General features: G+C 54.8%; 20 protein-coding genes. 6 read left to right on the forward strand and 14 right to left on the reverse strand.

The window, feature by feature from the left end; all coding sequences use genetic code 11:
• Positions 1-29: 29 nt before the first annotated feature.
• Together F3J29_RS20845 and F3J29_RS20850 are read left to right on the forward strand one after the other, a co-directional pair.
• Positions 30-752: a GntR family transcriptional regulator gene (locus tag F3J29_RS20845; RefSeq protein ID WP_166868958.1), complete on the forward strand. Its 723-nt coding sequence runs from the start codon at positions 30-32 to the stop codon at positions 750-752.
• Positions 753-761: 9 nt separating this feature from the next.
• Complete coding sequence (locus F3J29_RS20850; protein ID WP_166868960.1) at positions 762-2,066, forward strand: SLC13 family permease; 1,305 nt, start codon at positions 762-764, stop codon at positions 2,064-2,066.
• Between the two features lie 48 nt (positions 2,067-2,114).
• Here the strand turns inward: F3J29_RS20850 and tpiA are convergent, their stop codons facing one another.
• Positions 2,115-2,882, reverse strand: a complete 768-nt coding sequence (gene tpiA / locus F3J29_RS20855) for a triose-phosphate isomerase (protein ID WP_008457509.1) — start codon at positions 2,880-2,882, stop codon at positions 2,115-2,117.
• Positions 2,883-2,990: 108 nt separating this feature from the next.
• On the reverse strand, positions 2,991-3,590 hold the full coding sequence (locus F3J29_RS20860) for a DUF1454 family protein (RefSeq protein ID WP_166869002.1): 600 nt from the start codon (positions 3,588-3,590) through the stop codon (positions 2,991-2,993).
• A gap of 117 nt (positions 3,591-3,707) precedes the next feature.
• Between F3J29_RS20860 and F3J29_RS20865 the strand changes: the two genes are divergently transcribed.
• Positions 3,708-4,127 carry a DUF805 domain-containing protein gene (locus tag F3J29_RS20865; RefSeq protein WP_008457512.1) on the forward strand — a complete coding sequence of 140 codons (420 nt, stop codon included), beginning with the start codon at positions 3,708-3,710 and terminating at the stop codon, positions 4,125-4,127.
• A gap of 1 nt (position 4,128) precedes the next feature.
• Here the strand turns inward: F3J29_RS20865 and fpr are convergent, their stop codons facing one another.
• The 4 genes from fpr to F3J29_RS20885 form a co-directional block, all read right to left on the reverse strand.
• Positions 4,129-4,875: a ferredoxin--NADP(+) reductase gene (gene fpr / locus F3J29_RS20870; RefSeq protein WP_166868962.1), complete on the reverse strand. Its 747-nt coding sequence runs from the start codon at positions 4,873-4,875 to the stop codon at positions 4,129-4,131.
• A 99-nt stretch (positions 4,876-4,974) separates the two neighbouring features.
• A complete protein-coding gene (gene glpX / locus F3J29_RS20875; protein ID WP_166868964.1) occupies positions 4,975-5,985 on the reverse strand; it encodes a class II fructose-bisphosphatase in 1,011 nt (336 codons plus the stop codon).
• A 105-nt stretch (positions 5,986-6,090) separates the two neighbouring features.
• Positions 6,091-7,605, reverse strand: a complete 1,515-nt coding sequence (gene glpK, locus F3J29_RS20880) for a glycerol kinase GlpK (RefSeq protein ID WP_166868966.1) — start codon at positions 7,603-7,605, stop codon at positions 6,091-6,093.
• Between the two features lie 21 nt (positions 7,606-7,626).
• On the reverse strand, positions 7,627-8,481 hold the full coding sequence (locus F3J29_RS20885; RefSeq protein ID WP_045780930.1) for an MIP/aquaporin family protein: 855 nt from the start codon (positions 8,479-8,481) through the stop codon (positions 7,627-7,629).
• Between the two features lie 436 nt (positions 8,482-8,917).
• On the opposite strand from F3J29_RS20885, the gene zapB reads away from it, so the two are divergent.
• Positions 8,918-9,157, forward strand: a complete 240-nt coding sequence (gene zapB / locus F3J29_RS20890) for a septal ring assembly protein ZapB (protein WP_008457532.1) — start codon at positions 8,918-8,920, stop codon at positions 9,155-9,157.
• 63 nt (positions 9,158-9,220) lie between these two features.
• Here zapB and rraA read toward each other — a convergent pair whose 3' ends face one another.
• The 7 genes from rraA to priA all read right to left on the reverse strand — a co-directional run bounded on the left by rraA (position 9,221) and on the right by priA (position 17,296).
• Entirely contained in the window at positions 9,221-9,706 is a 486-nt protein-coding gene (rraA, locus tag F3J29_RS20895; RefSeq protein ID WP_008457535.1) for a ribonuclease E activity regulator RraA, read from the reverse strand.
• 95 nt (positions 9,707-9,801) lie between these two features.
• Positions 9,802-10,728 carry a 1,4-dihydroxy-2-naphthoate polyprenyltransferase gene (gene menA / locus F3J29_RS20900; RefSeq protein WP_166868968.1) on the reverse strand — a complete coding sequence of 309 codons (927 nt, stop codon included), beginning with the start codon at positions 10,726-10,728 and terminating at the stop codon, positions 9,802-9,804.
• A 77-nt stretch (positions 10,729-10,805) separates the two neighbouring features.
• The gene (gene hslU / locus F3J29_RS20905; RefSeq protein WP_008457542.1) at positions 10,806-12,140 is read right to left on the reverse strand and encodes an ATP-dependent protease ATPase subunit HslU; all 1,335 of its coding nucleotides are present in this window, start codon (positions 12,138-12,140) and stop codon (positions 10,806-10,808) included.
• A 9-nt stretch (positions 12,141-12,149) separates the two neighbouring features.
• Positions 12,150-12,680: an ATP-dependent protease subunit HslV gene (hslV, locus tag F3J29_RS20910; protein ID WP_166868970.1), complete on the reverse strand. Its 531-nt coding sequence runs from the start codon at positions 12,678-12,680 to the stop codon at positions 12,150-12,152.
• An 89-nt stretch (positions 12,681-12,769) separates the two neighbouring features.
• Positions 12,770-13,813, reverse strand: coding sequence for a cell division protein FtsN (gene ftsN, locus F3J29_RS20915; protein WP_166868972.1), 1,044 nt, complete (start codon positions 13,811-13,813; stop codon positions 12,770-12,772).
• Between the two features lie 88 nt (positions 13,814-13,901).
• A complete protein-coding gene (cytR, locus tag F3J29_RS20920) occupies positions 13,902-14,936 on the reverse strand; it encodes a DNA-binding transcriptional regulator CytR (protein WP_166868973.1) in 1,035 nt (344 codons plus the stop codon).
• Positions 14,937-15,097: 161 nt separating this feature from the next.
• A complete protein-coding gene (gene priA, locus F3J29_RS20925) occupies positions 15,098-17,296 on the reverse strand; it encodes a primosomal protein N' (protein ID WP_166868975.1) in 2,199 nt (732 codons plus the stop codon).
• 206 nt (positions 17,297-17,502) lie between these two features.
• On the opposite strand from priA, the gene rpmE reads away from it, so the two are divergent.
• Positions 17,503-17,718, forward strand: coding sequence for a 50S ribosomal protein L31 (gene rpmE, locus F3J29_RS20930; RefSeq protein WP_008457552.1), 216 nt, complete (start codon positions 17,503-17,505; stop codon positions 17,716-17,718).
• A 105-nt stretch (positions 17,719-17,823) separates the two neighbouring features.
• On the opposite strand, the gene metJ is transcribed toward rpmE, so the two are convergent.
• Complete coding sequence (metJ, locus tag F3J29_RS20935) at positions 17,824-18,141, reverse strand: met regulon transcriptional regulator MetJ (protein WP_008457553.1); 318 nt, start codon at positions 18,139-18,141, stop codon at positions 17,824-17,826.
• Between the two features lie 276 nt (positions 18,142-18,417).
• Here metJ and metB point away from each other — a divergent pair, with 276 nt between their 5' ends.
• A complete protein-coding gene (gene metB, locus F3J29_RS20940; RefSeq protein ID WP_166868977.1) occupies positions 18,418-19,578 on the forward strand; it encodes a cystathionine gamma-synthase in 1,161 nt (386 codons plus the stop codon).

A 19,578-nucleotide genomic window follows, 5' to 3' on the forward strand; every position in this document is an offset into this window, starting at 1 on the left:
CCCGTCTGGCAGACTTTGAGGTAAGCAGCTTGCAGGTTGATAAGACGAGTTTTACTCCGCTATACAAACAGTTGTTTTACATCATCTGCCAGCAGATCCAAAGCGGGGCGCTTCCGCTGGGGAGCCAGCTCCCAACGCAAAAGGCGTTAGCCCAGGCCTATAATGTTTCGCTGATTGTGGTCAAACAGGCATGGAGTGAACTGATTGGTGCCGGCATTATCACTTCTCAGCGCGGCAGCGGTTCGGTGGTTAGCGCCGTGCCGGAAGGCGTGAGCTACGGGCACACCTTTCGCGGCATTACCTCCGATCTGCGCGATGCCAGCGTGGCGGTTGAAAACCGTATTCTTGAGATAGCCCCGCGGCGCGCCCGCGATGCTCAGGAAGATGGGCTCAGCTTGCCCGCCCATCATCATTATCTCTATATTTCTCGTATCCGCTGCCTGAACAACCGCCCGTTTAACCATGAGAAAATCTATCTCGATCTCTCTTTCTTCCCCGGCTTAACACTGACGGCAGAAGCCCTGGAAAATGTTTCGCTCTATAGCCTGTTGAAGGTGAAAAGCGATTCAGCGATTGAAAAAGTTGACGCGATTTTGCCGGGGGCCGATCTCTGCGAAAAGCTGCAAATTGAACAGAATAAGCCGCTGCTTTCCGTGTCCCGCCAGACGTTTATGGCCGGAGAAACTCGACCGTTTGAGTATTGCCGCTATTACGTTCTCTCTGACTATTTTGGTGAGATTCACTACCACTAGGAGACAGGTATGTCGCTCTGGTTGTCAGACCCTCTGATCCTGCCCGGCATTATTATCCTTATCACCATTGTCCTTTGGGCCACTTCTGCCCTCCCGGAATACCTGACTGCCCTGTTATTTTTTGCCGCGGCGATGGTGGCAAAGATAGCTCCGGCCGAGGTGATTTTCAGTGGTTTTGCCTCGTCGGCTTTCTGGCTGGTATTTAGCGGTTTTGTGCTGGGGATTGCGATTCGTAAAACGGGTCTGGCCGATCGAGTTGCGCGGGCGCTGTCTGCCCGGCTGACGGACTCCTGGCTACATATGGTTGGCAGCGTCGTGCTGCTAAGCTATGCGCTAGCATTTGTTATGCCGTCAAATATGGGGCGCATTGCCCTGTTGATGCCGATTGTTGCGGCGATGGCGAAAAGAGCGTCCATCGGCGAAGGTACCCGCGCCTGGTACGGCCTGGCGCTGGCCGTGGGGTTTGGCACTTTCCAGCTCTCGGCGACGATCTTACCCGCGAATGTGCCGAATCTGGTGATGAGCGGGGCGGCTGAAGGGTCTTATGGCCTGCATCTTAACTATCTGCCTTATTTGCTGTTGCACACTCCGGTGCTTGGCATCCTGAAAGGATTAGTGCTGATAGGCCTGATTGCCTGGCTATTTCCCGGCAAACCGCTGCCGCCAAAGCAAATTGAGAATCCAAGGCCGATGAGCCCCGAGGAAAGACGGCTGGCGTGGCTGCTGGTCGTTGTGCTCGGGCTGTGGGTGACGGAAAGCTGGCACGGTATTGGTCCTGCATGGATAGGGCTGATTGCCGCCTGCGTGACGCTGTTGCCGCGCGTGGGGTTTATCTCCGGTGAGGAATTTGCCAGCGGTGTAAATGTGCGCACCTGTTTCTATGTCGCGGGCATTTTGGCGCTGGCCACGACCGTAACGCATATCGGCCTTGGGGCCCTTGTGGGCGAGAAGCTAATGGCGATTATGCCCCTGGATGCCAGCAGGCCGTTCACCAGCTTTGCTGCGCTAACCGGTATCACCAGCCTGCTTAACTTCATCGTCACTGCGAACGGCGTTCCCGCGCTCTATACCACTTTTGCCGAGAGTTTTTCGCAGGCGACCGGTTTCCCGCTTTTGTCGGTGATTATGATTCAGGTGCTGGGTTACTCAACGCCGCTTCTGCCGTATATGGCGTCGCCGATTGTGGTGGCGATGGGGCTGGGAAAAGTCCCGGCAAGGGAAGGGATGAAGCTTTGCCTGGTGCTGGCCGTGGTGACGTTTTCGATTTTGCTGCCGCTGGACTATGGCTGGTTCCAACTGCTGCACAAACTCTAAAAAAAACGGCTCCGCAAGCGGAGCCGTTCATCAATATTATTCGCGTAATTACGCTTTTTTCGCTTCAGCTGCTGCTTTAACGATAACCGCGAAAGCGTCAGCTTTCAGGGATGCACCGCCAACCAGCGCGCCGTCAATGTCTGGCTGAGCAAACAGCTCTGCTGCGTTTTTATCGTTAACGGAGCCGCCGTACTGGATGATCACTTGCTCAGCCACTTTCGCGTCAGCTTTAGCAATGTGGTCACGGATAAATTTGTGTACCGCCTGAGCCTGAGCTGGGGTTGCAGATTTACCGGTACCGATAGCCCAGATTGGTTCGTAAGCGATTACCGCACCTTCGAAGGCCGCTGCGCCCTGAGTTTTCAGCACGGCGTCGATCTGGCGTGCACAAACTTCTTCGGTTTTGCCCGCTTCGTTTTCAGCTTCGCTTTCACCGATGCACAGAACTGGCACCAGGCCTGCGGCTTTCAGCACGGCGAATTTCTTAGCGATGAACTCATCAGACTCAGCGTGATAGGTACGGCGCTCAGAGTGGCCGATGATGATGTATTTAGCACCGATATCTTTCAGCATCTCTGCAGAAACTTCACCGGTAAACGCGCCGGACAGATTAACGTCTACGTTCTGCGCGCCAAGAATGATGTGGCTACCGGAAGCAGCGTGTTTCGCCAGGTCCAGATACATGGTCGGTGGGGCGATAGCCACGCCGCAGCCTTCCACGCCAGACAGCTCTTTACGCAGGTTAGCAACAAGCTCGTTAACCATGTGTTTGCTGCCGTTCAGTTTCCAGTTACCCATCACTAAAGGATGTCGCATTTTAATTCTCCACGCGGTAAGCAATAAAAAGAATCACTGCCCGTCGGGCAGCTTGGTCTGTGAAACAGTATAGAGAGTCAGCGGGCGAAAGGCTTTGCTTTTTGTCATTTATTCGCCGCTGTTTAGCGTCTCAGATAGCGTTAGCTTAATCGGTTCAACGGCGAAAGTTAGCCCCTTTTCGCCGTTATCTGCTACGACATAACGAATCGCACCGTCGTTCTGCGCGTAATAGCGTTTATTTTTGCCGTCGCTGAGCAGTTTGGTCAGCTTCTGCTGGCTTTGCGCCTTAGAGAGCGTTGGGGTGAAGCTGCGGATAATCGCGGCCATATACTCCAGCGCTTTGCTGCGGGCAGCCTTTTGCTCCGGCCCCTGAATGGGTAGCCAGGTTATCTGCATCGACTTAATTTTTAGGGTGCCGAGTTCCAGTGCCACAGAAGCATAAAGGTTTTCGTTGATCTTGGTGGCGGCGCGGGTCAGATTGGCTTTGTCGCGGCTCTTCTCCACGGCGCGAAATTCGTTCAGGGGCAGCGACGGATTATCAATATCAAATTTGCCGCGAAACTGGGTAATGGTCAGATCGAAAGTGGGTGCGCCGGGTAGCAAATAAGGCGCCGCCGGAAGTTGAGAAACTGCATCTGACGCAGGATCTGCCCGGCTCACCGCCAAAGGCAGCGCCAGCAGCACGAGGGCAGGCAGCAGATATTTCATCGACACACTTCTCCTGATGGATTCATCATCCCGATTAAATCGGCAATCCGTTGGCTTGTCAAAACGGGCGGTGACCAGGGTACACTACGCCGCGATAAAATAATAAGGACCTTACCCATGACCATACAGCAATGGTTGTTCTCTTTTAAAGGGCGTATTGGACGCCGCGATTTTTGGATTTGGATCGGCGCGTGGATAGTCGGGCTGATTATTCTGTTTACCCTGGCCGGGGCCGAAATCATGCCATATTCCACGGCGGGTTTCTTCCTCACCGGCTCGTTGATTCCGACGGCGGCGGTGATCGTGAAACGCCTGCACGACAGGGATAAAAAAGGCTGGTGGGCTTTACTGTTTATTCCTGCGTGGCTGCTTGTGGCAGGCAACTGGGAAACCTTTGGCACCCTGTGGCAGTGGGGATTAGGGCGTTTTATCCCGACGCTTATTTTCGTCATGGTGCTGATGGACCTGGGCGCTTTTGTTGGCACCCAGGGCGAAAATCGCTTCGGGAAAGAGACCAGCGAAGTTAAATTCCGGTGATTTACCAGTAATGCTCGGCGGTCATATGGCCAGGCCTGCGGCGCAGATGTTTGGTCATTTGCCGGGTATCTTTCAAAAGCTGTTGGGTGTCACGGACCATTTGCGGGTTACCGCACAGCATCACATGGCTGGTTTCGTTTTCCATCGGTAAACCCACGGCGGCTTCCAGCTCACCGCTTTCAATCAGCGCTGGAACACGGCCGGTGAGTGAGCCTGAGACCGTTTCCCGGCTGACCACGGTTTGGATGCGCAGTTTGCCCTGGTAACGCTCTTGCAGCTCGAGCATCAGCGGGAGATAGCTTAAATCGCTGGCGTAGCGGACCGCATGGAGCAGCACGATGTTCTCAAAACGCTCAAGGTCTTTGCCTTCCTGCAGGATAGAAAGATAAGGTCCCAGCGCGGTCCCGGTGGCCAGCATCCAGAGCGTTTTACACTCGGGGATTTCCTCTAGCACAAAGAATCCGGCGGCTTCACTTACCAGCTGCACTTCATCGCCTGGCTTGAGCGCATGCAGACGAGGGCTGAGTTTACCTTCGGGAACGGTAACCAGGTAGAACTCGAGATCGGGATTACTGGGGGCATTCACGTAAGAGTAGGCGCGCTGCACGCGTTCGCCGTCAATTTCCAGCCCAAGCTTGGTAAATTGCCCGGCGGTAAACGCATGTACCGGCGCGTGAACCGTCAGGCTGAAGAGAGAATCCGTCCAGTTTTGAATTCTGGTAACTTTACCTGTAACCCACTCCGCCATGTTGTACTCCCGTCGTTGCTTTTTACCTATCTTCACCAGAATATGGCCGCATTTCCAGCCCAAACGAGCCGGAAAGCTCGAACCAACAAACGAGAAACGTTACAGAATATGCTTCTGTACCTCGGTATCTTTACGATCGAGATAGTGGATAGACTGAATGCGGCGAATCGTGCGAGATTTACCGCGAATCAGCAACGTCTCCGTGGTGGCCATATTGCCTTTACGGGTGATCCCTTCCAGCAGGTCGCCTTTGGTGATGCCGGTAGCAGAGAAAATCACGTTATCGTTACGCGCCATTTCATCAAGCTTGAGCACGCGTTCAGCCTCAATACCCATCGCTTTGCAGCGCGCCAGCTCCTGTTCGCCGATGCGACGATTTTCTTCGCTGTTGCCTTTTACGTGGTGGCGAGCCAGCAGGCGGCCCTGCATGTCGCCGTCCAGCGCGCGGATCACTGCCGCTGAAACCACGCCTTCCGGCGCGCCGCCGATCCCATAGAGAACATCAACTTCGCTGTCCGGCATGCAGGTCAAAATAGAGGCAGCGACGTCGCCATCAGGAACCGCAAATACGCGCACGCCAAGCTTCTGCATCTCTTTGATCGTTTCGTCGTGGCGAGGCTTGGCCAGAATTGTCACGGTCAATTCGCTCAGCGGTTTTTCCAGCGCGGCGGCGATGCGGCGAAGGTTGTCCTCGAGGCTGAGATTAAGGTCGATGACGCCTTTGGCGCCCGGCCCTACAATCAGTTTCTCCATATACATATCGGGCGCATTGAGGAACGTGCCTTTATCTCCCACCGCGAGCACCGCCAGAGCGTTGGCCTGGCCCATCGCCGTCATGCGCGTACCTTCTATTGGGTCAACGGCGATATCTACCGCGTCGCCTTTGCCGGTTCCGACTTTTTCGCCGATGTAGAGCATCGGTGCTTCGTCAATTTCGCCTTCACCAATGACGATCTCGCCGTCGATATTGATTTGGTTAAGGACGATACGCATCGCGTTTACCGCTGCACCGTCGGCGACATTTTTATCGCCGCGGCCAAGCCATTTGTAGCCAGCAAGGGCGGCGGCTTCGGTGACGCGGGAAAATTCGATGGCAAGTTCACGTTTCATAGCAGACTCATTTAGCAAACAGAATTGGCGGGGAGTTTAGCACAGGCGAGGAAAGGGGCGGGAAAGGCAGAGACTGAAAGGCCCCTTTTCTGGGGCCTTGTAGGATTACTTCTCTTCGTGATCTTCCCAGGCAAGGGCGCGTTTAACCGCCTTCTGCCAGCCGGCGTAGCGGTAGTTACGCTCGGTGGTTTCAATGCCGGGACGGAACTCTTTCTCGATGACGGATTTCTCCTGCAGCTCATCGAGGTTCTGCCAGAAGCCCACGGCCAGACCGGCCAGGTAAGCGGCACCCAGCGCGGTGACTTCGCGCACTTCAGGACGCTCAACGCGGGTACCCAGAATGTCGGACTGGAACTGCATCAGGAAGTTATTGGCTACCGCACCGCCGTCCACGCGCAGCGCGTGCAGACGAATACCGGAGTCTGCCTGCATTGCTTCCAGCACGTCACGGGTCTGGTAGGCGATTGATTCCAGCGTGGCGCGAATGATGTGGTTAGCGTTCACGCCGCGGGTCAGGCCGAAAATAGCCCCGCGTGCATACGGGTCCCAATAAGGTGCGCCGAGGCCGGTGAACGCAGGCACAACGTACACGCCGTTAGTATCCTTCACCTTGTTGGCGAAGTACTCGGAGTCGAACGCATCGCCAATCAGCTTCATTTCGTCACGCAGCCACTGAATGGATGCCCCCGCCATGAATACGGCGCCTTCCAGCGCGTAGTTCACTTCACCTTTCGGGCCGCAGGCGATGGTCGTCAGCAGACCATTGGTAGACGCAACGGCTTTCTCACCGGTGTTCATCAGCATAAAGCAGCCGGTTCCGTAGGTGTTCTTCGCCATCCCTTCTTTCACGCACAGCTGGCCAAACAGCGCGGCCTGCTGGTCACCCGCGATCCCGGCAATAGGAATACGCGTGCCGCCCTTACCGCCGATGTTGGTCTGGCCATAGACTTCGGAAGACTTGCGTACTTCCGGCAGCATAGCGCGAGGAATGTCCAGCGCTTCCAGCATGCGGTCATCCCAGTCCAGCTCGTGGATGTTAAACAGCATGGTACGAGAGGCGTTGGTATAATCGGTGACGTGTACACGCCCCTGAGTCATCTTCCAGATGAGCCAGGTATCGACGGTACCGAACAGCAGTTCACCGCGGCGAGCACGCTCGCGCGAGCCTTCGACGTGGTCGAGGATCCACTTCACCTTGGTACCGGAGAAATACGGGTCTACCACCAGGCCGGTGTTGTGACGCACGTACTCTTCCATGCCGTTACGCTTCAATTCTTCACAGATATCAGCGGTACGGCGGCACTGCCAGACGATAGCGTTGTAAATTGGCTTACCGGTTTCACGCTCCCAGACCACCGTGGTTTCACGCTGGTTGGTGATGCCGATAGCTGCGATTTCGTCGGAGTTGATGTCGGCTTTCGCCAGCACTTCGACCAGCGTGGAGCTTTGAGTGGCCCAAATTTCCATTGGGTCATGCTCTACCCAGCCTGGCTTAGGATAGATTTGCTCAAACTCACGCTGTGCAACGCTAATGATGTTGGCGTCATGATCCAGGACGACGGCACGCGAACTGGTTGTTCCCTGGTCGAGAGCGACGATGTACTTTTTTTCTGTAGTCATAATCAAGTCCTGAAGTCAGTATTACAGTGCTTTTTGCTGAGAGGTCACCTTGCTGTCTGGCTTGTCTTCTTCGACAACGCAGACGTCGCATGGCAGGTGGCGACCAATCAATTTACGGTAGCCGAATGCGCCAAGGGAAGCGCCGAGAATAGGCGCAAACAGCGGCACCAGGAAGTAAGGAATATCTTTCCCACCGGTGAAGGCGACGTCGCCCCAGCCAGCCAGCCACGCAAAGGTCTTCGGCCCAAGGTCACGCGCTGGGTTCATCGCAAACCCGGTCAGTGGACCCATGGATGCGCCGATAACCGCGATCAGCAGGCCAATCAGCAGCGGAGCCAGCGGTCCACGCGGCACGCCATTGCCATCGTCGGTCAGCGCCAGAATCACACCCATCAGAATGGCAGTGATCACCATTTCTACGGCGAATGCCTGGACGAAGTTAATGTGAGGGTTCGGATAGGTGGAGAAGATGCCAGCCAAATCTAAACTTTCTACGCTGCCGCGCACCATATGATGCGTTTGTTCGTAGTCGAGGAACAGATTGTAATATAAGCCATAAACCAACGCGGCGGCGCTGAATGCGCCGAGGAACTGTGAAATAATAAACGGCACGACTTTGCGTCCGTCAAAACAAGCGAACAGCCAGAGTGCGATCGTTACTGCCGGATTAAGATGTGCGCCGGAAACCCCTGCGGTCATATAGATGGCCATTGCCACCCCTAAGCCCCAGATGATGCTGATTTCCCACTGCCCGAAGGTGGCACCGGCCACTTTCAATGCAGCAACACATCCCACACCGAAGAAGATCAACAACGCGGTACCCATGAATTCGGCGATGCACTGGCCTTTTAAGGTTGTTGTAGCGGTCTGACTCATAGTGGGGTCCTGAAGGCAAATTGATGATTATTGTTGTCGAGCATCCTTGTCACCTTTATGCCAAGTAGGCATGGTGTTAATTTATCGTTAACGAGCACAAACGAGAAATATCGAACTTAAAATGTGCGTGGTACGTCAAGAAAATGAGCGTTTTCGCGCTAAAAAATGAGCGGTGCCTCATGGGAAAGAAGGGGGGAATTACGCGTTTTGTTAACGTGTTTTTTAACAATTCGAATCGACCATGAACCCCGGCTTTCAGCATAGGCTGAAAAACGTCATGTTACGCAAAGAGCGCGGTAAGCCGCTGGACACGGGCATCCGGGCTACTTACAATCGAGTTACGCTACGTGTTGTGCATACGTTCATAAAGGCGTCGCCGAAGAATCGGGACGAGGATAGCCATCCATCAACGCCTTGCCATTCAGGAGAGTTCGAAATGTCATTTGAAGTGTTTGAGAAACTGGAAGCAAAAGTTCAGCAGGCGGTTGACACGATTACGTTGTTACAGATGGAAATCGAAGAGCTGAAAGAGAAAAATAACGGTCTGGCTCAGGAAGTTCAGCAGGCACAAAGCAATCATGAAGAGCTGGTGCGTGAAAACAGCAGCCTGAAAGAACAACAGCATGTCTGGCAGGAGCGTTTACACGCGCTGCTGGGCAAAATGGAAGAAGTGTAATTCTTGCTTCCGACAAAAAAGAACGGGCGCCTCAGGCGCCCGTTTTGCTATTCATCGACCGGATTACTCAATATCCAGCGGATCTTCGGAGAGAATGATTCCGGTGTTATCGGCATACAGATGGTCGCCTGAGAAGAAGGTCACGCCACCAAAATTGACGCGCACATCGCTTTCGCCGATGCCTTCTCCCGCGGAGCCAGCCGGGATGGCTGCAATCGCCTGGATGCCAATATCCAGCTCTTCCAGATCGTCCACCTGGCGCACCGCGCCGTAAACCACAATGCCTTCCCACTCGTTTTGCAGCGCCAGACGAGCCAGTTCCGCATCAATCAGCGCGCGGCGTACTGAACCACCGCCGTCTACCAGCAGGACTCGCCCACGGCCATTCTCTTCGAGCAGATCGTACAGCAACCCGTTGTCCTCGAAACATTTCACCGTGATGATTTGCCCACCAAATGACGAGCGGCCACCAAAGTTAGAGAACAACGGCTCAACGACGTTGACCTCTTCCTGGTAGATGTCACAAAGCTCAGAAGTATCGTATTTCATAGGATTAAGGTTCATTTGCTGCAGGAGTTGTCAGTATATCTCGTTCTGTTAACTGTTGGCAAAATCATCAATTGTTAATTGATATTTGTCAGTCCTCAGGCGACGGTACTGAGGACGACGCCCAGAGCAAACAGCAGGTTCGTCAGCAACGCGGCTTTGACGGTACGTTCCAGCATCGGGCGCATTGCCACGGGATCCTGTTCTCGCATGACGTAGGCAACTTGCTTGAGCAGCAGCGGCGCGGCCAGAACAAACAGCCATCCCCACAGGCTCTTGAGCCAGATAAGGTTAAACAGCGCGAGGCAGACCAAAGCCCCGATGAGCAGAGCGGCATGATAGCGGCGTGCAACAGTCGGACCCAGGCGCACGGCAAGCGTATTTTTACCGTTCTCACGATCGCTATCTATATCACGCAGGTTATTGATATTTAGCACCGCAGTAGCGAGTAACCCACAGGCCGTGGCCGGAAGAATCACCAGCGCTGACAGCGAATTAGCCTGCAGATACCAGGTGCCCGCCACGCTAATCCAGCCGAAGAACACCAGCACTGAGATATCTCCCAGCCCCATGTAGCCATAAGGACGGGTGCCGACGGTGTAGGTAATGGCGGCGACGATAGACAGCAGGCCAAGTAGCAAGAAGCCCATGAAATCGGAGAAGGTATGGCAGGCAAGGGCGACCAGCGACAGACCCGACAAACAAATGAGGATGACGGTGATGACCAGCGCACGTTTCATCTGCGCCTGAGTAATCATTCCTTTTTGCATCCCGCGCAGTGGCCCGAGACGGTCTTCTTTGTCGCTGCCTTTGACCGCGTCGCCATAGTCATTGGCGAGGTTAGACAGGATCTGCAAAAGTCCGGCGGTCAGCAGCGCCAGCAGCGCCACAGCCGGGTCAAAGACACCTTGCCAGTAAGTCAGGGCCGAACCGCAGACGATTGAAGCAAACGCCAGAGGTAGCGTGCGTGGGCGAAGGCTTTCCAGCCAGGCCTGGGTGACACTTGTAGGTTGCGAATCGCTCATTATTTGGTTGCCAGTTTAGATAAAAAAATGGAGGGCATAAGCCCTCCATTTCAAATGAAGAAAATGCGTTAGCCGGATTATAGGATAAAACGGCTAAGGTCTTCATCTGCAACCAGCTCATCCAGATGTTTACCGACGTATTCGGCATCGATCAGGATGGACTGGCCATCTAACTCGCTGGCGTCATAGGAAATATCTTCCATCAGGCGCTCAAGCACGGTGTGAAGGCGACGCGCCCCGATGTTTTCGGTAGATTCGTTCACCTGCCAGGCAGCCTGGGCAATACGGCGAATACCGTCCTCGGTAAAGTCGATGTTTACGCCTTCGGTTGCCATCAGCGCTTTGTACTGTACGGTCACGGAGGCGTTAGGTTCGGTCAGGATACGCTCGAAATCGTCCACGGTCAGCGCCTGCAGCTCAACGCGGATAGGTAAACGCCCCTGCAGCTCAGGGATAAGGTCTGACGGGCTGGCAACCTGGAATGCGCCGGAAGCGATAAACAGGATGTGGTCAGTTTTTACCATGCCGTGCTTGGTAGATACGGTGCAGCCTTCTACCAGCGGCAGCAGGTCACGCTGTACGCCTTCGCGGGACACATCCGGGCCGGAGCTGTTGCCGCCGCGCTTACAAATTTTGTCGATTTCGTCGATAAACACGATCCCGTGCTGCTCAACCGCGTCGATGGCGTCCTGCTTCAGCTCTTCCGGGTTCACCAGCTTCGCCGCTTCTTCTTCCACCAGCAGCTTCATCGCATCTTTGATTTTCAGCTTGCGTGGCTTCTGCTTCTGGCCGCCCAGGTTCTGGAACATGGACTGTAGCTGGCTGGTCATCTCTTCCATGCCGGGAGGTGCCATGATTTCTACGCCCATCGGTGCAGCAGCGAGGTCGATTTCGATCTCTTTATCATCCAGCTGGCCTTCACGCAGTTTCTTGCGGAACGACTGGCGAGCAGCAGAAGGTTCCTGCTGGGCTTCCGCCTGGCCCCAGTTGTTCTTCGCCGGCGGGATCAGCACGTCGAGAATACGCTCTTCGGCCATTTCTTCAGCACGGTAGCGATTCTTCTCGATAGATTGCATACGCACCATTTTTACCGCGGCATCGGTCAGATCGCGGATAATGGAATCCACTTCTTTACCCACATAGCCGACTTCGGTGAATTTGGTTGCTTCAACTTTGATGAACGGCGCGTTGGCCAATTTTGCCAGGCGGCGGGCAATTTCGGTTTTACCCACGCCGGTCGGGCCGATCATCAGAATGTTTTTCGGGGTAACTTCATGGCGCAGCTCTTCATCAAGCTGCATACGGCGCCAGCGGTTACGTAAGGCGATAGCGACGGAGCGCTTAGCGTTGTCCTGGCCGATAATGTGTTTATTCAGCTCGCTGACAATTTCGCGTGGGGTCATTTCAGACATGGGAGATCCTTACGCTTTAGACGGTAATTCTTCGATGGTATGGAAGTGGTTGGTATAGACGCAGATATCACCTGCAATATCCAACGCTTTCACAGCGATATCGCGCGCACCCATTTCGGTGTTTTCCAAAAGGGCACGGGCTGCGGCCTGGGCGTATGGGCCACCGGAGCCAATGGCAATCAGATCGTTTTCAGGCTGAATGACGTCCCCGTTGCCAGTGATGATAAGCGAAGCATTTTCATCGGCAACGGCCAGCAGCGCTTCAAGCTTGCGCAGCATGCGGTCGGTACGCCAGTCTTTCGCCAGCTCAACGGCGGCTTTAACCAGGTGGCCTTGATGCATTTCCAGTTTGCGCTCAAACAATTCGAACAGCGTGAAGGCATCCGCAGTACCGCCGGCAAAACCCGCGATGACTTTATCGTTGTACAGGCGACGTACTTTTTTTACGTTACCTTTCATGACGGTATTACCCAGCGTGGCCTGGCCATCGCCGGCAATAACCACATGGCCGTTACGACGTACACTTACTATTGTTGTCACGATCGGACCCCTTTTGCATCAGCTAAACAGGAGCCCTGCGCGGTGCGCAGGGCCTAATGCCATTATAAATGGGGGGCAATTTTGGGGTTTCAACCCCCGGCGGCAAGACGAATACAGCTGGTATGTCCAGCCATCTTCAGCCGATTGATAGTGCCATCGGCGTTGTCTTTACCTTTGATTGGCCCAATAACGACGCGGTTCCAGCCGTTATTGGTGGTAATGCGGGAGTCAAAGCCTTCAAATGCCAGCTGAGCACGAACGGTTTCCGCCTGCTCGCTGCCTTTAAACGAACCACACTGCACCATCCAGCGTTTTTCGTCTTTTTTCTCCTGAGCAGCAGGAGCTTGTTTCGCCACTTCCGGCTCACGGGTAATTGGTGCAGGCTGAGCTTCACGCTGAACCGGCTTGGTTTGCTGTGTCGCTTTTTGCTGGCTGTGCGGCGGCGTTTGCAGCAGATCCTGATATGGCTGCTGATTAGTTGCCGTTGACGTTTTCGGCGGCTGCTGCTGCACAGTTTTTGGCTGCTGATAAGGCTGCGTGGTTTGCTGCGTGTTACGCGGCTGCTGGTATGGCTGTTCCGCTACACGCTGCTGAACGCGGGGCTGCTGCGTTTGCGTGTTCCACTGCTGCTGTTGCACAGGCTGGGTTTGCTGCACAATCTGTTTCTGGCGCTGCAGCGTTTGCTGGCGCTGGGCAGGGGTTTGCTCATTCCACGGGACTTCGTTCAGCTGCGTTGGCTGCTGACGCATATCCGCCTGCATTTGCTCCAGCAGCTGGCGCTGTTCGTTGGTTAGCTGGCTCTGGTTCATGACTTCGCCGCCGGCGGTAGGTTCGGTAGGCGCGCGCACGCCCGGCTGGCGGTTCTCCAGTTCTTTAATGTAACGCCAGCGTTCTTCCGGTTTTGGCGGCAGGCCATTGCCGGTCACTTTGTGGCCAGGAAGCACGTCAATCTCTTCTTTCTTATGGTGAGTAATAAAGTAAAGAGCACCGACAAAGGCCACCACGACTGCGGCCGCAATGGCAACCATCGTCGGAGAGACGGAGGGCAGACTACGTTGCTTTTTGCGGGGTGTACTTTTTTTGCGCCGCGTCCCTGCCGATTGCCCGCGGCTTACATAATCTCGTTGTGCCACTATCGTTTCGCTGTCTTTATTCGTTTATCAGTCCGCCATGTTACTTAAGGGGCGGGGCTTTGACCAGTTTATGCAGTCTTAAAACGGCTCAATTTCTGCTGCCGGGCGCGGCAGTGCTGCCTCGCTCAATAAGATCGCAGTCCAGCAAGCGTGAGCCGCTGTTAACGTTTTGGCCGTTCATGTTGTCCAGCAATAGCAGCATAGCTTCCTTACCAATATCGAAACGGGGTTGTGCAACGGTGGTGAGGGGCGGGTCACAGAACTGCGACAGGGCAATGTCGTCGAAACCCATAATCGATAAATCTTCCGGGACTTTCAGCCCACTGCGTTTGGCCTGAGACAGCGCCCCTAGCGCCATCACGTCGCTATGGCAGAAAACGGCGGTTGGGGGTTCGGGCAGAGCAATAAGCTGTGCCAGCGCTGCGGCCCCTGCTTCATAGGTAAAATCACCGCGCGCAATATAGTGAGGATCGACGACGATGCCGTTGCGGCGAAGCGCCTGAACATATCCTTGTAAGCGATAATGGCAAAGCGGCATTTCTTCAGGCCCGGCAATACAGGCGATGCGCTGATGCCCCAACTCTTGCAAATAGTAAACGGCGTTAAAGGCGGCGGTCAGATTGTCGATATGCACCGTGGGCAGCTCCAGTTCAGGAGCAAATTCATTGGCCATGACCATCGGCGGCAGGTTGCGTTGCTCTTCTTTGCTGGCGTCAAACGGCAGGCGTGAGCCCAGAAGCAGCATGCCATCAATTTGTTTGGTGATGATCAGGTCGATGAAGGTTTTTTCCTGCTGATTTTGGTGGGCACAATCGCCAATCAGCACGAGATAGCCGTGCGAAGCTGCAGTGACTTCAATCCCGCGAATGATTTCGCTGAAAAACGGATCGCAGATATCCGGCACGATGACCAGAATAGTGCGTGATTCGCTGCGTTTGATGTTACGCCCCAGAGAATGAGGCAAATACCCCACTTCAATCGCCGCCTGTTCCACGCGATTACGGGTACTTTGTGAAACTTTGTCCGGGTTCATTAAGGCGCGGGATACCGTTGCAGTGGACACTTTTGCCTGCACGGCGACATCTTTCATGGTGGCATTCACCACCGGTTTCTTCGGCTTCACTTCTTCTCCTCACATGCACGCCGCTATCGTCAACACTCCTGTGTGTCTGACAGTCATCACATTCTTAGCAGAAGTTGGCTGTAAGCGGTTACAAATTTTTCACAAGAAATGTGATGAGTATTAGATTTTTCGATCGGCTTCGCATAACCAGCCCTATTGTGCTACCCGTCGATAGGGTCGACATCCAGCATCCATTTCACCTTCCGGGCTTCGGGGAGGGTGTTGATCAGCGTAAGTGAGTGGCTGACCAGCTTTTGCAGGCGCCCGCGAGACGGGTGCTGCAGCAAGATTTGCCAGCGAAAACGGCCGCCGCGTTTTGGTTGCAGCGAAGGAACTGGCCCCATGATCCAGAGCTGCTCATCGCGCAGCGGGCTGGCTTCCAGCAGATTACGCAGCTGCTGCAAGAATAGCGGAGCCTGGTGGTTGTTCTGGTCTTCGGCCCGAATCAATACATGGCTGGTGTACGGCGGCAAAAATACCGTCTGGCGCTCGCTCAATGCCTGGCTGGAAAACGCATCGTAGCCTTTGGTCAGCAGCGTTTGCAGCAAAGGGTGTTCAGGATGGTGCGTTTGCAGCAGGACTTCTCCTTGCTTACCGGCTCGCCCCGCCCGGCCAGACACCTGGACGTAGAGCTGGGCAAAACGCTCGGCGGCACGGAAATCTGCGGAGAAAAGCGCGCCGTCTACGTCGAGCAAGGCCACCAGCGTAACGTCCGGAAAGTGGTGCCCTTTAGCCAGCATTTGTGTACCAATAAGGATCCTTGCTCCACCCCGATGAACCTCGGCCAGCTGTTGTTCCAGGGCGCCTTTACGGCTGGTGGTATCGCGGTCGATGCGGGAAATCGGTACGTTCGGGAACAAAGGCTCAAGGCTGTGTTCAAGCTGTTCGGTGCCCATTCCCACCGGAACCAGATGCGTGGAGCCGCACTGCGGGCACTGCTGCGGGATAGCGCGCTGACTGTCGCAATGGTGGCAACGCAGGTGGCGCTGGCCCTGGTGCAGGGTGTAGTAATGATCGCACCGAGCGCATTCCGCAATCCAGCCGCATTCGTGGCAGAGCAGGGCAGGGGCGAAGCCGCGGCGGTTAAGGAAAAGGATCACCTGGTTATCCGCGGCAAGATGCTCGCCGATCTTTTTGATAAGCGCAGGGGCTAAACCTGCTTTGAGCTGCTGCCCTTTCAGGTCGACAACCTGCTGGTGAGCCGGGCGTGCGTTTCCGGCACGTTTAGTCAGGCGTAGCTGGCGATATTTTCCCACCTGAACATTGTGCAGGGTTTCTAATGCTGGCGTTGCCGAGCCGAGAATGATCGGAATGTTTTCAGCATGTGCCCGGTAAACGGCTAAATCGCGAGCGTGATAGCGCCAGCCTTCTTGCTGTTTATAGGAGCTGTCATGCTCCTCATCAATGACGATGACGCCGAGACGGCAGAACGGCGTAAACAGCGAGGAACGGGTACCAATGACGATGGCTGCCTCACCGCTGCGTGCTTTTAGCCACACGCTGAGCCTTTCGCTGTCATTCAGCCCGGAGTGCAGGACTTCAACCGGCGCGTTGAAGCGCTCCCGGAAGCGGGCGATGGTTTGCGGGGTCAGGCCAATTTCCGGTACCAGCACTAAAGCCTGCTTTCCCTGCGCCAACACATTTTCAAGTACGCTGAGGTAAACCTCAGTTTTGCCGGAGCCAGTGATGCCGGCGAGCAGCCAGGCGGAGAAATGGTCTGATTCGCTGTGGATAGCCCCCACGGCGGTGGCCTGTTCCGTATTCAGTCTCAGCCGTTCACCGGCAACGGCATAGCTTGCCCGCCAGTCTTCTTCCGCAGGCGCTGCGCTTTTTAAATCACACAGGCCTTTTGTTCTCAGCGCCTGCAGCCCCGGTTCACTGATTTCCAGCTCGCCGATTTGATGCCGCCAGACAATATTGTGCCGCAGCGCCGCCAGTGCCTGCTGCTGCTTAGGCGCGCGTTTGAGGCTGTTCAGATCAACGGCTTTGCCTTCTTCTGTAGCAAACCAGTACCAGAGCGGAGCGTGATGTGCGGGTTTTCCCTGACGCAGAAGAATAGGCAGAGCGTGAAAGAGCACTTCGCCAATCGGGTGATGATAATACTCCGCGGCCCACAGCAGCACGCGCCAGAGTGACGGCGTGAAGAGCGAGCGGCCATCGAGCACTTCGCCAACGGGTTTGAGTTTTTCCAGCGGCAGATCGCTCGACTGGCTGACCGACATGACGATACCGACAGCTTCGCGTTGCTTGCCAAACGGCACCTGTACGCGGCAGCCTGCGCCAACCTGCACGCCTTCTGGCAGCAGATAGTCGAAGGTACGGGCCAGCGGAACCGGCAGTGCAACGTGGGCTACGGGCATGAAAGCATCCAGGCTGAAAAAAATGACGTATTAGTGTACACTGTGCGCTTGCAAAATTGCGGATCAGTTTGCACCGGGTGAGCAATTTCTGTATGATTCGCCGCCTTTGATGCGCAGTTTTGGTATCAAAAAACCTAATTTATTAACATCGCGTGGTGTCTGGCGTTAGGGCTGGAAGAGCGACGCGGCCTTTACCGAGGTTTACCATGAAAAAAGATATCCATCCTAAATACGAAGAAATTACTGCAAACTGCTCTTGCGGTAATGTTATCAAGATCCGCTCCACCGTAGGTCACGATCTGAACCTGGACGTATGTGGTCAGTGCCACCCGTTCTACACTGGTAAACAGCGTGATGTTGCTACCGGCGGCCGTGTTGATCGCTTCAACAAGCGCTTCAGCGTACCAGGCGCGAAGAAATAAGTTTCGCACTCTGGAAAGAGAAAGGCGCCTGAAGGCGCCTTTTTTGTGTCTGTTATCCGGTAAAGCAATAAGAAAAGGCGCCCGCAGACGCCTTAACTCCAGGTCTTAATATTCCCACGTATCCGGATCGATCCCCAGTTCACGCATGATGACCTTAGCATCTTCCGGGATTTCATCGCTGCGCTCTTTACGCAGGTCAGCATCGTTCGGCAGCGGCTGGCCGGTGAAGGCGTGTAGAAAAGCTTCACACAGCAATTCACTGTTGGTCGCATGACGCAGGTTATTCACCTGGCGACGCGTGCGCTCGTCGGTGAGGATCTTCAACACTTTCAGAGGAATGGAAACCGTAATTTTCTTTACTTGTTCACTCTTCTTACCGTGCTCAGCGTAGGGGCTGATATATTCGCCGCTCCATTCAGCCATGAGATACCTTAATCCTCTTAATCTATGAAAACGTGCCAAAGCCGGGTAAATCCGCGGCGTTGACGATTATCTCTTTTAGTGTACAACACAGGATAACCCTTTCCTGAGTGCGAAACTCAGACATATACACTCTAAAACGCATAATTTTAACGGCTATTTGCCTTTTGCTCAATCTATACGCAAAGAGGTTTAGATGTCCAGATGTATTGACGTCTATACTGCGGTTGTTTACTCTGAGGCCTGACTTTTATTCGACCAGCAAGGATCGGGCACACCATGACGCGTAAACAGGCAACCATCGCAGTTCGTAGCGGTTTGAATGATGACGAGCAATACGGCTGCGTCGTTCCACCTATTCACCTGTCCAGCACCTATAACTTTACCGGCTTTAATGAACCGCGTGCCCATGACTATTCACGCCGGGGTAACCCAACGCGCGACGTAGTACAGCGGGCGTTAGCAGAGCTGGAAGGCGGGGCTGGGGCAGTAATGACCAATACCGGCATGTCGGCCATTCATCTGGTCACCACCGTATTTCTGAAACCTGGCGACCTGCTGGTGGCGCCTCACGACTGTTATGGGGGCAGCTATCGCCTGTTCGATAGTCTTGCAAAGCGTGGGGCCTATCGCGTTTTATTCGTCGATCAGAACGATGAAGAAGCTTTAAACTCTGCGCTGGCGGAAAAACCAAAACTGGTGCTGGTAGAAAGTCCAAGTAATCCATTGTTGCGCGTCGTGGATATTGCGAAAATCTGTGCCGCAGCGCGTGAAGTGGGCGCAATCAGCGTGGTGGATAACACCTTCCTGAGCCCGGCACTGCAAAACCCGCTGGCGCTTGGGGCCGATCTGGTTCTGCACTCTTGCACCAAGTATCTCAACGGTCATTCGGATGTAGTTGCTGGCGTGGTTATTGCAAAAGATCCGGCCACGGTCACCGAACTGGCATGGTGGGCGAATAACATTGGCGTGACCGGCAGCGCATTTGACAGCTACCTGCTGTTGCGCGGCCTGCGCACCCTGTCGCCACGTATGGAAGTGGCTCAGCGTAATGCTCAGGCAATTGTTGAGTTTCTCAAGCAGCAACCGCTGGTGAAAAAGCTGTATCATCCTTCACTGCCGGAAAACCAGGGCCACGAGATTGCCGCCCGTCAGCAAAAAGGGTTTGGCGCGATGCTGAGCTTTGAGCTGGACGGTGACGAACAAACGCTGCGTCGTTTCCTGGGGGCGCTGTCGCTGTTTACCCTGGCGGAATCGCTGGGGGGCGTGGAAAGCTTGATTTCTCACGCCGCAACCATGACCCATGCGGGCATGGCGCCGGAGGCGCGAGCCGCCGCCGGCATTTCTGAGACGCTGCTACGCGTTTCAACAGGTATAGAAGATAGTGAAGATTTAATTGCCGATCTGGAAAATGCCTTCCGGGTCGCTGCCGAGGGGTAA

Origin of the sequence: Enterobacter sp. Cy-643, assembly GCF_011752815.1 — a bacterium.
GTDB lineage: Bacteria > Pseudomonadota > Gammaproteobacteria > Enterobacterales > Enterobacteriaceae > Cedecea.

Bases quoted from the DNA above. Each gene is read 5' to 3' on its own strand.
- F3J29_RS20850 (WP_166868960.1), top strand. From the start codon at position 762: ATGTCGCTCTGGTTGTCAGACCCTCTGATCCTGCCCGGCATTATTATC.
- tpiA (WP_008457509.1), bottom strand. From the start codon at position 2,882: ATGCGACATCCTTTAGTGATGGGTAACTGGAAACTGAACGGCAGCAAA.
- F3J29_RS20860 (WP_166869002.1), bottom strand. From the start codon at position 3,590: ATGAAATATCTGCTGCCTGCCCTCGTGCTGCTGGCGCTGCCTTTGGCG.
- F3J29_RS20865 (WP_008457512.1), top strand. From the start codon at position 3,708: ATGACCATACAGCAATGGTTGTTCTCTTTTAAAGGGCGTATTGGACGC.
- fpr (WP_166868962.1), bottom strand. From the start codon at position 4,875: ATGGCGGAGTGGGTTACAGGTAAAGTTACCAGAATTCAAAACTGGACG.
- glpX (WP_166868964.1), bottom strand. From the start codon at position 5,985: ATGAAACGTGAACTTGCCATCGAATTTTCCCGCGTCACCGAAGCCGCC.
- glpK (WP_166868966.1), bottom strand. From the start codon at position 7,605: ATGACTACAGAAAAAAAGTACATCGTCGCTCTCGACCAGGGAACAACC.
- F3J29_RS20885 (WP_045780930.1), bottom strand. From the start codon at position 8,481: ATGAGTCAGACCGCTACAACAACCTTAAAAGGCCAGTGCATCGCCGAA.
- zapB (WP_008457532.1), top strand. From the start codon at position 8,918: ATGTCATTTGAAGTGTTTGAGAAACTGGAAGCAAAAGTTCAGCAGGCG.
- rraA (WP_008457535.1), bottom strand. From the start codon at position 9,706: ATGAAATACGATACTTCTGAGCTTTGTGACATCTACCAGGAAGAGGTC.
- menA (WP_166868968.1), bottom strand. From the start codon at position 10,728: ATGAGCGATTCGCAACCTACAAGTGTCACCCAGGCCTGGCTGGAAAGC.
- hslU (WP_008457542.1), bottom strand. From the start codon at position 12,140: ATGTCTGAAATGACCCCACGCGAAATTGTCAGCGAGCTGAATAAACAC.
- priA (WP_166868975.1), bottom strand. From the start codon at position 17,296: ATGCCCGTAGCCCACGTTGCACTGCCGGTTCCGCTGGCCCGTACCTTC.
- rpmE (WP_008457552.1), top strand. From the start codon at position 17,503: ATGAAAAAAGATATCCATCCTAAATACGAAGAAATTACTGCAAACTGC.
- metJ (WP_008457553.1), bottom strand. From the start codon at position 18,141: ATGGCTGAATGGAGCGGCGAATATATCAGCCCCTACGCTGAGCACGGT.
- metB (WP_166868977.1), top strand. From the start codon at position 18,418: ATGACGCGTAAACAGGCAACCATCGCAGTTCGTAGCGGTTTGAATGAT.